Here is a 13,582-nt window from a genome sequence, read left to right on the forward strand (position 1 = left end):
GAAAAGCAATGAGGATCTTGAAAACCCTCAGGGGTTGGCGAGCAACCGTTGCGGCGGGACTGGCGGCAGCTTTGCTGCCCGTTCTGACGCCCGCAGCGGCGGATGCCAGAACCCTTGACGAGGCAAAAGCCAGCGGCAAGGTCGTAATCGGTATCCAGGGCGATAATGCGCCCTGGGGTTTCATCAATTCCACCGGCGTTCAGGAAGGCTATGATGCCGATCTGGCGAGGGGGTTTGCGGATTATCTGGGGCTGAAGGTGGAATTCGTGCCGCTCGCAGTCGCCAACCGCATTCCTTCGCTGCGCACCGGCAAGGTGGACGCCCTGTTCGCATCGATGGGGATGACGCCGGAGCGCGCGAAGAACGTGCAATATGCGCAGCCTTACGCGCATAATGTCATGTCGGTCTATGCCACGAAGGACAAGAAGATCGCCAGTTTCGACGATCTGACGGGCATGACGGTCGGTGCGCCGAAATCCAGCCCGATGGACACGGCCTTGACCGCCGGCGCGGGTTCGAAAGCGAATATCCTTCGTTTCGATGACGACGCCGCCACCATCCAGGCGATCCTGTCGGGCCAAATCGAGGCGATCGGTGGCAACCAGTTCTATGGCGACCGGCTTTCGGCCGCCGGCGGCAAGGATTATGAGGTGAAGTTCGACCTCGTGACCCTCTATAACAGCGCCGCCACGCGCCCCGGCGAAAAGGACTGGAACGAAGCGCTGAACGCCTATCTGGACAAGATCAAGGCCAATGGCGACCTCGCGAAAGTCTACGCCAAATGGATGAAGCGCCCGGTGCCGCAGTTTCCGGCCTCGCTTCCCGACATTCCCTACACCATCAACTAAAACTGCTGCCAAGCATGAAGGAAAGTTCCATGCCGCAATCCGCCGCTCAGGCTCCGCTGATCACCCTTGAAGGGGTAGGAAAGTGGTATGGAGCCTTCCACGCGCTTAAAAGCGTCAATATGACGGTTCGCAAAGGCGAAAAAATCGTTCTTTGCGGCCCGTCCGGTTCGGGCAAATCCACGCTCATCCGCTGTATCAACCATCTGGAGGAGATCCAGGAGGGCAAGATCACGGTCGAGGGAACGACGCTGTCGGATTCCAGCCGCGCCATCGATGCGGTTCGCCGCGAAGTGGGCATGGTGTTCCAGAGCTTCAATCTCTTTCCGCACAAGACCATCATGGAAAACTGCACGCTCGCACCCATGCGGGTGAAGGGTCTTTCCAAGGCCGATGCGGAGACGACGGCGCGCAAATATCTGGAACGCGTGCGCATTCTCAACCAGGCCGACAAGTACCCGGCCCAGCTTTCCGGCGGCCAGCAGCAGCGCGCAGCAATCGCCCGGGCGCTGTGCATGGAACCGAAGGCCATGCTGTTCGATGAGCCGACCTCGGCGCTCGACCCGGAAATGGTGAAAGAAGTGCTCGACACCATGATCGGCCTTGCCCGCGACGGCATGACGATGATCTGCGTGACCCATGAAATGGGCTTCGCACGGCAGGTGGCCGATCGGGTGATCTTCATGTCGGAAGGCGAGATCATCGAGGAAGGCCCGCCGGAGGAATTCTTCCGCGATCCCAAGCACCAGCGCACGCGCACGTTCCTCGGCGAAATTCTCGCCCACCACTGAGGTTCGCGCGCTCTTAAGGCGGGCGGGAATAATCCCGCCTCTCCCACACCGTCCGATGAGCGACACGTGATCATGACAGAGAAAACATCCTTCAAGGTCGGCCTGATAGGCGCCGATATACAACTTTCCAAATCGCCCGCGCTGCACATGCGCGAAGGGGCGGCCCATGGTCTCGACTATTCCTACGAGCTTGTCGATGTCACCGCCCGCAAACTGCCGGCCAGCGCCCTTCCCGACCTGCTGGACGAGCTGGAGTCGCGCGGTTTTGCCGGCACCAACATCACCCATCCCTTCAAGCAGGCCGTCATACCGCATCTGCACGAACTGTCGGACGATGCCCGCATGCTGGGCGCGGTCAACACCGTCGTCTTTAAGGATGGACGCCGCATCGGCCACAATACCGACTGGTACGGCTTTTACGAAAGCTTCGTTCGCGGCCTGCCGGATGCCAAGCGTGACCGGGCGCTTCTGGTCGGCGCCGGTGGCGCGGGTGTGGCGGTCGCCCATGCCGCGTTGAAGCTCGATATTATCAGTCTCGACATTTTCGACCGGGATTTCCCGCGGGCGCAACAACTGGCCCGGGAACTCAATGCCCGCTTCGGCGAAGGCCGCGCGCATGCCGTGAACGATCCCGCCGCCTCGCTGCCCTTTGCCGATGGCCTGATCCACGCCACGCCAATGGGCATGCCCGCCCATCCCGGCATGCCGGTTGCGGCCGATCTCATCGAACAGCGGCACTGGGTGGCCGATATCGTCTATATGCCGCTCGTCACCGAGCTGCTGGCGACTGCGGCGAAAAAGGGCTGTCGCACCCTGCCCGGCGGCGGCATGACGGTGTTTCAGGCCGTTGGCGCATTCCGCCTCTTCTGCGGCCGCGAACCGGATGCCGGGCGCATGACCGCGCATTTCACCGAGCTTTGCATGGCGGAGGGGGTCGCATGAGCCTTTTCACCATCCTCAACGGCCCCAACCTCAACCTGCTCGGCCAGCGCCAGCCGGAAATCTATGGTTATGAAACGCTGGCCGATATCGAGGCCAATTGCCGTGGGATCGCCGAAACCGCGGGCCACAATCTGTTTTTTGCCCAGAGCAACCGGGAATATGAGCTGATCGACTGGATTCACGAAGCCCGCGGCAAGTCCGCGGGCATTGTCATCAATCCGGGGGCCTTCACCCACACTTCGGTGGCCATCCTCGACGCCCTCAATGCCTTCGAGGGGCCGGTGATCGAGGTTCACATTTCCAACATCCACAAACGCGAGGTTTTCCGGCACCATTCTTATGTCTCGACCCGCGCCGAAGGCGTGATCGCCGGTCTCGGCATCGAAGGTTATGACGTGGCGCTGCGCCACCTCATCGGCCGTCTTTCGCGCCCGTCGTGATATGGGCGGGCGTCAGCACATAACGCAACACCATGTCGCTGACATGCCGCGACAATGTCTCCTGGCCCCTGTCCGTATAAAGGCTGTCGCCGAAGATGAACGAGAAGGTCGCGACGTTCGAGACGTTGAAAAAGGACAGCGCGCTGATCTGCCAGTGCAGTTCCAGCGCATCGATGCCTTCACGAAAGATGCCGCGCTTCTGGCCGCGCAGCAGCACGCCTTCCAGCGCGTCGATGGCCGGGCGGTTCAACTGGCGGATCGTTTCGGAAGACTGCATGTGCCGGCCATGATGGATGTTCTCGATCATCACCATGCGGATGAAGGCCGGATTACGCCTGTGGTGATCGAAGGTGAACCGACAGAGCTTGTCGAGCGCCGCCGCCGGCTCCAGATCGTCCAGCTCCAGATCGCTTTCGCCGCCGCGCACCTTGGCATAAGCCTCCTCCAGCACGCGCTGGTAAAGGCTCTCCTTGTCGCTGAAATAATAATAGATCATGCGCTTGGAGGTTCGCGTGCGGGCAGCGATCTCGTCTATGCGCGCGCCCGACAGGCCGTTTTGCGAAAACTCCTCCATCGCGACCGAAAGAATGTCCCGGCGCACCCCTTCCGGGTCGCGTTTCGCCTGCCGGGTATCGCGGGCGTCGCTCAAGGTCGTGCTTTTGCTCATGCTTCATTCCCTGGACGGGGCTGCCATCCGGCGGCGTCCCCTTTATTAACCAATTAGTACATAAGGCTGAAAAGGAAGGCAATATGGCGAGCTATGACACAACAGGACACGGCATGCCAATGCGCACATCCATCGCAACCGTGTCGATCAGCGGCGAGTTCCCGGAAAAACTGGCGGCCATCGCCAAGGCGGGTTTCAGCGGCGTGGAGATTTTCGAGAATGATTTCCTGGCCTATGACGCCTCGCCGCGCGAGGTGAAGGCGCTGGCCGCCGACCACGGGCTGGATATCACCCTTTTCCAGCCTTTCCGCGATTTCGAGGGCATGCCGGAACCGCACCGCGCCCGCGCCTTCGAGAGAGCGCAGCGCAAGTTCGATATCATGGGCGAACTCGGCACCGACCTGATGCTGATCTGCTCGAATGTCTCGCCGGTCTCGCTCGGCGGCATCGACCGCGCCGCCGCCGATTTCCATCAACTGGGGGAGCTTGCGGCGAAACACGGCGTGCGCGTCGGTTACGAGGCGCTGGCCTGGGGCCGCCATATCAGCGATCACCGTGATGCCTGGGAAGTGGTGCGCCGCGCAGACCACGCCAATGTCGGCATCATTCTCGACAGTTTCCACACGCTGTCGCGCAAGATCGACCCGAATTCGATCCGCTCCATTCCCGGCGACAAGATATTCATCGTGCAGCTGGCCGATGCGCCGCTGATCGACATGGACCTGCTTTATTGGAGCCGCCATTTCCGCAACATGCCGGGCGAAGGCGATCTGCCGGTCGTGGATTTCATGCGCGCCGTGGCCGCAACCGGCTATAGCGGCCCGATATCGCTCGAAATCTTCAACGACCAGTTCCGCGGCGGCTCCGCGCGCCTGCTCGCCGAAGACGGTCACCGCTCGCTTATCAACCTCATGGATCAGGTGCGGCGTCTCGAACCGGATATCCGCATCGATGTGCCCGCCATGCCGGAACGGGTTGAGACGCAAGGCGTTGAATTCGTGGAATTCACCACCGCGCCGGAAGAAAAGGCCAATCTGGAAGCTCTGCTTGCCACGCTTGGTTTTGAGAAAACCGCACGGCATCGCAACCGCAGTGTCGATCTTTATACGCAGGGTGACATCCGCATCGTTATCAATACCAGCGATGACGGCGACAGTTTCGCCGGTGCGTCCTATTCCATCCACGGCACCAATGCCTATGCCTTCGGCCTGAAGGTGGATGATGCCGGGGCGGCGCTTGCCCGGGCCGCAGCGCTCGGCGCGCCCACCTTCGCCGAGCCGCGCAAATCAGGCGAAGTCGCCGTTCCCGCCATTCAGGGTGTGGGCAACGGCGTCATCTATTTCCTTGATGCTTCGCCGGCGCTCGCCTCCATCTGGGACAAGGAATTCGTCTCCACGGGCATCCCGGAAGGGGAAGGCGATGCCGGGTTAAAGCGCATCGATCATCTCGCGCAAACAACGCATTATGATGAAATGCTGACCTGGCTTCTGTTTTACACCTCGCTGTTTTCCACCCGCCGCACGCCGATGGTCGATGTGGTCGATCCGGGCGGGCTGGTACGCAGCCAGGCCATCGAAAGCGTTCCCTCGCCGCATTTCCGCCTGACCATGAACGGTGCGGATAATCGCAAGACCTTCGCCGGCAAATTTCTGGCCGAGGGCTTCGGCACCAGCATCCAGCACATCGCTTTCGCCACCGACGATATTTTCGCAACGGCCAGAGCGATGCAGGCGCGCGGTTTCCACGCCCTGCCGATCTCACGCAATTATTACGACGATCTGGAAGCCCGTTTCGGGCTGGAGCCGGAATTTTCCGACGCGCTGCGGGCCGCGAGCATTCTCTATGACCGCGACGACAATGGCGAATATTTCCAGATCTACAGCCGCACCTTCGGCGAGGGTTTCTTCTTCGAAATCATCGAAAGGCGCGGGGCCTATGGCGGTTATGGCGCAATGAACGCGCCCTTCCGTATTGCCGCACAACGACGGCTCGCCCCGCCGGTCGGCATGCCGAAGGAATAAGTCCCGGCGCAGAATCCGAACAGGCCGCAGCCGGCAGGAATGCCGCTGCGGCCCGTTTTCATTCACGCCAATGTCGTTATCTCGTAGTCGCGTGGAATGGCGGAAGTCATTGTGAACCACTCGGATGCCCGCGTCCGCTGCTGATGGAAATCGAAGGCGGCACGGTCGGCGAAAAGCTCCTCCACCTGCCAGATCAGGGGATCGTCCGTCTCGGACACATCGAAGGAAAGACAGCCGGGTTCCGCTCTGGTCAGACGCAGATGTTCGGGAAGGTGGCGTCGCACCAGTTCGACATCATCCTTGGACAAGCACCGTAAAAAGCCCCTCAGCCTGACTGCGCCTGCCTTGTTGTTCATGCCCGGCATTCCCGTTCCTCATCGTTCTTCTCAAAGGTTTTTAACGACAATTATCCTGGAATACACGCATCATTGCGAAGCATTCTTCAGGAACCCGCGCTCAAAATCGATGCAGCTGCGCATTTGTAGAGCAGTACACAAAAATTGTTCAACACTCTGGACATGATTGTTCGGTTTTGTTAGCTTTTTCGGCAAAACAAGGGTGGGGAATTTAAGTTACATGCGCATCGTCGAATCTGCGGCCGACGCCAATCATCCGGCCGACATTCATGAGGTTGCCTTCGGCGCTTCGGTGACATCGAATGTGCCGCGTCTGCGGGCGACGGCCTATGTGCATTCCGCCGACAAAACGGCCTGAAGACATGCAGCTCCTCGCGACATCCCCGTCCTTGCCCATGGCGTCGTCCAGCACGCACCTGCCCGAGACATTTCCCCCTTCCTCATTTTCACATGGCCGCGCCAGCTTTGCCGCGCAGGCCACGCCGGAGACGCTGACATGACTGCCGCACCCGCAAACGCCCTCCTCTCGGTCGAAGGCCTGAGCGTCGAGTTCGGCAATAGCCGCGTCGTGGACGATATCTCCTTCAGCGTCGAACCCGGCCGCACGGTCGCGGTCGTCGGCGAGTCCGGATCGGGAAAATCGGTCACCTCGCTTTCCACCATGCGCCTTGCCGACATGATGGGCGCCACCTACCCCACCGGCAAAATCCTGTTTGAAGGCAGGGACTTGCTGAAGGCTTCGCAGAAAGAGATGCGCTCGATCCGCGGCAAGGAGATCGCCATGATCTTCCAGGAGCCGATGACCTCGCTCAACCCCGTCTTCACCATCGGCGACCAGATCTGCGAAGTGCTTGTCCTGCATGAGAAGATGGGCAAGCAGGCGGCGATGGCGCAGGCGCAGGAACTCCTCGAAATGGTGCGCCTGCCCGACGCGGCCGAACTTCTGAAACGTTATCCGCACCAGCTTTCCGGCGGCATGCGCCAGCGCGTGATGATCGCCATGGCGCTCGCCTGCCGGCCGAAGCTTCTGATCGCCGACGAGCCGACCACGGCGCTTGACGTCACCATTCAGGCGCAGATCCTCAACATCATGCGCGACCTGCAGAAGAAGCTCGGCATGGGCATGGTCTTCATCACCCACGACATGGGTGTGGTGGCGGAAATGGCCGACGACGTCGTCGTCATGTGGAAGGGCAAGAAGGTGGAGGAAGGTCCGGTCAAGGATATCTTCGCCAATCCGCAGCACCCTTACACGCGCGCCCTGCTTTCCGCCGTTCCGCGCCTCGGCAGCATGGAAGGCGAGGAGTTTCCAAAGCGCCTGCCCCTCACAGTGCTGCAGGACGGCCAGCCGGTCGTGGTTGGTGAGGAGCGTGTGCAAAACACCGCGAAATATGACGCCAAGCCGCTGCTGTCGGTAAAGGACCTGTTTGTCCGTTTCGATATCCGCAAGAACCTGTTCGGCAAGGCGACCCACCGTTGCAGCGCCGTGCAGAAGGTGAGCTTTGATATTCATGCCGGCGAAACGCTGGCGCTGGTCGGCGAATCCGGGTCGGGCAAATCCACCATCGGCCGCACCATCCAGCAGCTGCAATCGGCGGTGTCAGGCGAAATATCCTTCAACGGCCGCAGCTATTCGCAGATGTCGGCGGCGGAACGTTTTCGCATGCGCCAGGAAGTGCAATATATCTTCCAGGACCCCTTCGCCTCGCTCGATCCGCGCAAGACGGTCGGTTTTTCGATTGCCGAGCCGATCAACACCCATGGCTTGATCAATGATCAGAAGGCCGTAAGGCGGCGTGTGGATGAATTGCTGGAGCGTGTGGGCCTCTCCTCCGAGCACGCATCGCGGTATCCGCACGAGTTTTCCGGCGGCCAGCGCCAGCGTGTCTGTATTGCCCGTGCGCTGGCTTCCGATCCGAAGCTCATCATCGCCGACGAGGCGCTGTCGGCGCTCGACGTCTCCATTCAGGCGCAGATCATCAATCTGTTCATGGACCTGCAGGCCGAACGCGGGCTCGCCTATCTCTTCATCAGCCACGACATGGCTGTCGTGGAAAAGATGAGCCACCGCGTCGCCGTGCTTTATCTCGGCCAGATCATGGAAATGGGCAGCCGCCAGCAGGTGTTCGAAACACCGACGCATGATTATACCCGCCGCCTGCTTTCGGCCGTGCCGGTCGCCGATCCGACCATCGAGCGCCGCATCGCCATGATCGAGGGCGAAATCCCCAATCCCGTGCGCCGTGTCGGCGACGAGCCGGCCATTCTCGCCCATGAGGAAATCAATCCGGGCCACTTCATCGCGAAGAGCGCCTGAATAACAACCAGAACCGCAACCATCTGAAGAGGAACAGGTAGATGACAATAATCAAGAAGGGGATGACGACAACGTTCGTCGCACTTGCCATGGCCGCCACGGCCTTCACCGCCGCACCGGCTCTTGCCGCCGGCAAGATGACCATATCCAGCCCGCAGGACCCGGGCAGCTGGGATCCGATCGACACCTTCCTCGTGCAATGGGCCGCTGTCGCCACCAACATCTTCGACGGCCTGACCTATCGCGGCCCGGATCTGAAGGTCGTGCCCGGCCTTGCCGAATCCTGGGAAGAGCTGGATGAAGGCAAACGCATCCGCTTCAAGCTGCGCCAGAACGTCAAGTTCCATAATGGCGAGCCCTTCAACGCCGCCGCCGTCAAGTTCACCTTCGAGCGCCTTCTCGGCGAACAGGGCGCCAAGGGCCCGCAGCGCTCCAACTATGTCGCCATCGAAAGCGTCGACGTTATCGACGATTACACCGTCGACATGAAGCTGAAGGCGCCCGATCCGGTGCTGCTGACCAAGCTTGCCGGTTATGGCGGCATGATCGTTCCGCCTGCCTATATCAAGGAAAAGGGCGAGGACAATTTCAACCTCAACCCAGTCGGCACCGGCGCATTCAAATTCGTTTCCTACGCGCCGAAGACCAATATCAAGCTGGAAGCCAACCCGGATTACTGGGGCGGCGCGCCAAAGCTTTCCGAACTGGAATACCGCTTCATCGCCGAGCCGGCGACCGCCGTTGCCGAGTTGCAGGCCGGCCGCGTCGATCTCGTCATTCCGCCCACCATCCCGATCGGCATGATCCCGGTTATCGAGGGCGATTCCAAGCTTGAGATCGTCAGTGTGCCCGGCCCGACGGTCGATGCGCTGCGCTTCAACACCCGTGACGGCATCACCGCCGATCCGAAGGTGCGCAAGGCGATCATCATGGCCGTCGACCGTGGCACCATCGTCAAGTCGATCCTTGCCGGTCAGGCCTCCGAAATCGCAAGCTTCCAGAGCGCGCTGTCCTTCGGTTACGACGCCGATCTGAAGCCGCTACCTTACGATCCGGAAGGTGCGAAAAAGCTGCTTGCAGAAGCCGGCGTCAAGGCAGGTGCTGCGCTGCAGATCGATATCCGCGGCAATGACGCGACGATGAACGAGGTGGCGCAGGTCATTTCCAGCTATCTCTCCATGGTCGGCATCACCGCCACCATCAAGCCCTATGAAACCAACGTTCTCCTGAACGACATCATCCCGCAGGGCAAGACCGGCGCGATGTTCCAGCAGAAATGGGGCGGCTGGACCTTCGATTACGACAACACGGCCTATTCCATGTATCACTCGGGTGAAAAGTGGAACCCTTACGACAAGGACGAAAAGCTGGACAAGCTGCTGGAATCCCAGCGTCCGCTGACCGACCGTGCCGAGCGCGAAAAAATCCTCAAGGAAATCGGCAGCTATACCGCCGAACGCGCGCTGGAAATCCCGCTTTACAACACCAATGCCATTTATGGCATCAACAAGCGGGTCAAGGGTTTCGTCGCGCCGCCGGATAACCGCCTGAAGCTTACCGACGTGACCGTCGAATAAGCGGGTTGATCCTCTGACACGCCGCCTTGTCCGCCTCTCGCGGGCAAGGCGGGATTTCTCTTCCCCGTTTCCTCGCAAGGTAAAAAACGTGGCCGGTTTCCTCATCAAGCGATTGCTGCAGGCGATTTTTGTCGTCATAGCCATCACCCTTCTCGTTTCTTTCGCCATCCGCCTGACGGGCGACCCGGCTGTCACCATGTTCCAGGGCGGCGGCAGCATGACGGAAGACGATCTGGCGCGCATCCGCGCGGCGCTGGGCACCGACCGGCCGTTCTTCGTGCAATATTTCAGCTTCCTGAAGGGTCTCGTGACGCTGGATTTCGGCCGCAGCTTCACTGGCAGCACACCGGTCTCACGCCTCATCGCCGATGCCCTGCCCGCGACGCTGCTTCTCGCCTTCATCTCCATGGCGGTGTCGATTGCGCTTTCCATCCCGCTCGGCATCAAGGCCGCGACCTCGCGCGGCAAGACGGCCGATCAGGTGATCCGCATCTTCTCGCTCGTCGGCCTGTCCTTCCCGAATTTCTGGCTCGCCACCATGCTGGTGCTCTTGTTCTCCATCACGCTCGGCTGGCTGCCGCCCAGCGGCATGGGCGGTTTTGCAAGCTACATCATGCCGTCAGTCACCATGGGCGTGATCCTGACAGCCACCAATGTGCGTCTGGTGCGCACGGCCATGCTCGATACACTGCGCTCGCAATATGTCATGGTGGCGCGCGCCAAGGGCCTGAGCGAAAGCAAGGTTCTCTACAAACACGCGCTGCGCAACTGCGCCATTCCGCTCATCACCTATTTCGGCCTGCAATTCGGCGGACTGCTCGGCGGCATCGTCGTCATTGAGCGTGTCTTCAACTGGCCGGGCCTCGGCACGCTCGCCTTCGATGCGGTGGGCGCGCGCGATTATCCCGTGCTTCAGGCCGTCATCACCGTGCTGTCGCTGATGATCGTCGGCATCAACCTTCTGGTCGATATCGCCTACGGGCTGGTCGATCCGCGCATCCGCACGGAGTAATTGACGATGGCTGCCAAAACCTCGCGCCTGTCGCGCTTCAACAATCTCGAATTCATCCTCGGCGCCCTGCTTACCGTCGTCATCTGCCTTGCCGTTCTTCTTTCCGACGTGCTGTTTCCGGGCGGTGCCGAAAAGATCGACCTGATGGCGCGCCTTGCCAAGCCCTTTACTAGCGCCGCCCATCCGCTCGGCACCGATCCGCTCGGCCGTGACGTACTGGCCCGTGTCGTGGCCGGCGGCAAGATTTCGCTGCTCGTCGGTTTCACCTCGGTCATCGGGGCCGTGGTCTTCGGCGTGATCGTCGGCCTGGTCGCCGGTTATTATCGCGGCTTCTGGGATATGCTGGTCATGCGCTTTGCCGATATCCAGCTCGCCATGCCCTTCATTCTCTTGGCCATCACCTTCATCGCCATTGTCGGCGGCAGCCTCACCAACACCATCATCCTCCTGATCGTCTCGCAATGGGTGCAATATGCTCGCCTCGTACGCGGCTCGGTGCTGACGCTGCGGGAGCGGGAATTCATCCTTTCCGCTCGCGCCATCGGCGTGAAGGACTGGCGCATCATCCTCCAGCACCTGCTGCCGAACCTTATCGGCCCTGTCATCGTGCTGATGACGCTGAATGTCGCAAACAACATCCTGCTGGAAAGCAGCCTCACCTTCCTCGGCCTCGGCGTTGATCCGACCATTCCGAGCTGGGGCGGCATGCTGGCGGATGGCCGCACCTATCTGCAGACAGCATGGTGGGTCAGCGTCTTCCCGGGTCTTGCTATCCTTCTGACGGTGCTTGGCCTCAACCTTCTCGGCGACTGGCTGCGCGACAGCCTCGACCCCACCGGCAGAACCTCGAGGTAACAGCGATGAGCCAGATTTTCGACCAGACCTTCGGACGCACTCTGGATGCTCTTGTCGCCAGTGCCGAACCCGGCCAGTCCTTCGAGGCATGGACCTTCGATGACGCCAAAAGCCGCCGCGACGCCGAAAACAGGCTGAAGAAAAAAGGCGTCAGCGCCCGCATCCGCAGCGCCTACAAGCCGCTCCTCTTCACCTTTCTGGAAGAGATCAATCTGGACGGCGTCGACACCATCGAGGTGCGTTACCCGGTGCACGCAAATGCACCCGCCAACCGCTTCCGGCTGGAAGCCTATCCGCTGGCGGCTCTGGTGGGCGATGCGAAGATCGATTTCATCAGCCGCGAGGACGACGCCTTCCATTACGACGTTACGCTGAGCCGCAACGGCAAGAAGGAAACCCTGAAGGTTCTCGCCCCAAACCGGGTTCACGCCGATATCGTCGGCGAAACCAATGTCTCGCCCACCGGCTGGTTCCGGCTTGCAGGCGATGCTGCGGGCGAGCGGCTGGAGACGGACTACGAGCGGTTGTTCAAAGCGGCGATCCATGCCGTCGCCAGCCACGGCTGGGGCGATGAAGAACCCTATTTCGAAGAGCTGAACATCCGCGTCGCGCACCCGGCCGAAGATCTGCCCCTCTCCGTCGGCGACGAGGTCATCAGCCTGCGTGAAGCGCTGCATGAGGATTTCTATTTCTCGCTGCTGGAATTCTTCCAGAAGAAGTCCGGCCGGCCGCTGGGTGACCGGGGCCTCAAGCCCGGCCAGATCGTGCCGGAAATCGTGAAAAGCGAAGGTGAAGTCTCCGTCCGCATCGAGGCCCGCACGCTCACCACCGCTTTTCTCGATGGCCGTGAACAGCCGATCGATACGGCCAGCGAACCGGTTGCGGCAGGCCAGCTGGCGGCGCTACTGGCGGATATCGGCGGCGAGGCCTTCGAGGCCCGCTCCCGCTCCGGTCGCATTCTTGCCGCCCGTTATGTCACCGGCAGCGATGCCGCGGTGATGATCAGCGGCGGCCAGCACCCCAACGAGACCACAGGCATCGTCGGCGCCATCCGCGCCGCCCGCAAACTCGCTGAGCGCAAGGGCGCGCATTTCACCATTTCGCCGCTGGAAAATCCTGACGGTTACGCGCTGCACCAGCGGTTGCGCGTCGATAATCCCCGCCATATGCACCATGCGGCGCGTTACACGGCGCTTGGCGACGATCTCGAATATCGCACGCAGGAAAATTCCGGCAGCCATATCAACGAGAAGGAAATCCGCTTCAAGGCGCAGGAGATGAGCGGCGCCAGCCTGCATGTGAACCTGCACGGTTATCCCTCGCATGAATGGACCCGGCCACTTTCCGGTTATGTACCGCGCAATTTCGCCATGTGGACGCTGCCGAAGGGCTTTTTCCTCATCATCCGCCACCATGCGGACTGGGAAAGCCAGGCCGAAGCCCTGCTCGACCGGGTGACCCGCCATCTTGGCGCCATTCCCGGCCTGCTCGATTACAACAACCGCCAGATCGCACTTTACGAGACCCATGCCGGCGAAACCGGTTTCCGCATCATCAACGGCTTTCCGTGCCTGTCCTCCATCGACGACCGCCACACCGTGCCGATGACGCTGATCACCGAATATCCCGATGAAACGATCTATGGCGACGATTTCATCACCGGCCACACGGCGCAGATGGAAACGGTTCTCTCCGCCTATGAGGCATGGCAGGAGATTCTCGTCGGGGAAGTGGCCTGATATTGCAGGCCGCCCTCGAT

The 13,582-nt window shown here is 60.9% G+C and carries 13 protein-coding genes; 11 read left to right on the forward strand and 2 right to left on the reverse strand.

The window, feature by feature from the left end; all coding sequences use genetic code 11:
- The first annotated feature begins 8 nt into the window (after positions 1-8).
- The 4 genes from WDZ78_RS21375 (at position 9) to aroQ (ending at position 3,018) form a co-directional block, all read left to right on the forward strand.
- Positions 9-848 carry a transporter substrate-binding domain-containing protein gene (locus tag WDZ78_RS21375; RefSeq protein ID WP_425674178.1) on the forward strand — a complete coding sequence of 280 codons (840 nt, stop codon included), beginning with the start codon at positions 9-11 and terminating at the stop codon, positions 846-848.
- Between the two features lie 29 nt (positions 849-877).
- A complete protein-coding gene (locus WDZ78_RS21380; RefSeq protein ID WP_425674179.1) occupies positions 878-1,636 on the forward strand; it encodes an amino acid ABC transporter ATP-binding protein in 759 nt (252 codons plus the stop codon).
- Between the two features lie 72 nt (positions 1,637-1,708).
- A complete protein-coding gene (locus WDZ78_RS21385) occupies positions 1,709-2,578 on the forward strand; it encodes a shikimate dehydrogenase (RefSeq protein ID WP_026363368.1) in 870 nt (289 codons plus the stop codon).
- Entirely contained in the window at positions 2,575-3,018 is a 444-nt protein-coding gene (gene aroQ / locus WDZ78_RS21390; RefSeq protein ID WP_425674181.1) for a type II 3-dehydroquinate dehydratase, read from the forward strand. The genes WDZ78_RS21385 and aroQ overlap by 4 nt, the downstream gene beginning before the upstream one ends.
- Here the strand turns inward: aroQ and WDZ78_RS21395 are convergent.
- Positions 2,990-3,685 carry a TetR/AcrR family transcriptional regulator gene (locus WDZ78_RS21395; protein ID WP_020009045.1) on the reverse strand — a complete coding sequence of 232 codons (696 nt, stop codon included), beginning with the start codon at positions 3,683-3,685 and terminating at the stop codon, positions 2,990-2,992. The genes aroQ and WDZ78_RS21395 overlap by 29 nt on opposite strands.
- Positions 3,686-3,804: 119 nt before the next feature.
- On the opposite strand from WDZ78_RS21395, the gene WDZ78_RS21400 reads away from it, so the two are divergent.
- Entirely contained in the window at positions 3,805-5,706 is a 1,902-nt protein-coding gene (locus WDZ78_RS21400; protein WP_425674225.1) for a bifunctional sugar phosphate isomerase/epimerase/4-hydroxyphenylpyruvate dioxygenase family protein, read from the forward strand.
- A 62-nt stretch (positions 5,707-5,768) separates the two neighbouring features.
- Here the strand turns inward: WDZ78_RS21400 and WDZ78_RS21405 are convergent, their stop codons facing one another.
- Positions 5,769-6,071: a putative quinol monooxygenase gene (locus tag WDZ78_RS21405; protein WP_026363369.1), complete on the reverse strand. Its 303-nt coding sequence runs from the start codon at positions 6,069-6,071 to the stop codon at positions 5,769-5,771.
- 211 nt (positions 6,072-6,282) lie between these two features.
- Between WDZ78_RS21405 and WDZ78_RS21410 the strand changes: the two genes are divergently transcribed.
- The 6 genes from WDZ78_RS21410 to WDZ78_RS21435 all read left to right on the forward strand — a co-directional run bounded on the left by WDZ78_RS21410 (position 6,283) and on the right by WDZ78_RS21435 (position 13,562).
- Entirely contained in the window at positions 6,283-6,420 is a 138-nt protein-coding gene (locus WDZ78_RS21410) for a hypothetical protein (protein ID WP_425674182.1), read from the forward strand.
- Between the two features lie 138 nt (positions 6,421-6,558).
- On the forward strand, positions 6,559-8,379 hold the full coding sequence (locus WDZ78_RS21415) for an ABC transporter ATP-binding protein (protein ID WP_425674183.1): 1,821 nt from the start codon (positions 6,559-6,561) through the stop codon (positions 8,377-8,379).
- A gap of 41 nt (positions 8,380-8,420) precedes the next feature.
- The gene (locus WDZ78_RS21420; RefSeq protein WP_425674184.1) at positions 8,421-9,956 is read left to right on the forward strand and encodes an ABC transporter substrate-binding protein; all 1,536 of its coding nucleotides are present in this window, start codon (positions 8,421-8,423) and stop codon (positions 9,954-9,956) included.
- Between the two features lie 88 nt (positions 9,957-10,044).
- Positions 10,045-10,968, forward strand: coding sequence for an ABC transporter permease (locus WDZ78_RS21425; RefSeq protein WP_003505487.1), 924 nt, complete (start codon positions 10,045-10,047; stop codon positions 10,966-10,968).
- A gap of 6 nt (positions 10,969-10,974) precedes the next feature.
- Positions 10,975-11,823 carry an ABC transporter permease gene (locus WDZ78_RS21430; protein ID WP_004430999.1) on the forward strand — a complete coding sequence of 283 codons (849 nt, stop codon included), beginning with the start codon at positions 10,975-10,977 and terminating at the stop codon, positions 11,821-11,823.
- 5 nt (positions 11,824-11,828) lie between these two features.
- Positions 11,829-13,562 (forward strand): M14 family metallopeptidase, encoded by a 1,734-nt coding sequence (locus WDZ78_RS21435; protein ID WP_425674185.1) that lies wholly within the window; start codon positions 11,829-11,831, stop codon positions 13,560-13,562.
- Positions 13,563-13,582: the final 20 nt, after the last annotated feature.

This window comes from Agrobacterium sp. M50-1, assembly GCF_049843495.1.
In the GTDB taxonomy this organism is placed as follows: Bacteria; Pseudomonadota; Alphaproteobacteria; order Rhizobiales; family Rhizobiaceae; genus Agrobacterium; species Agrobacterium radiobacter.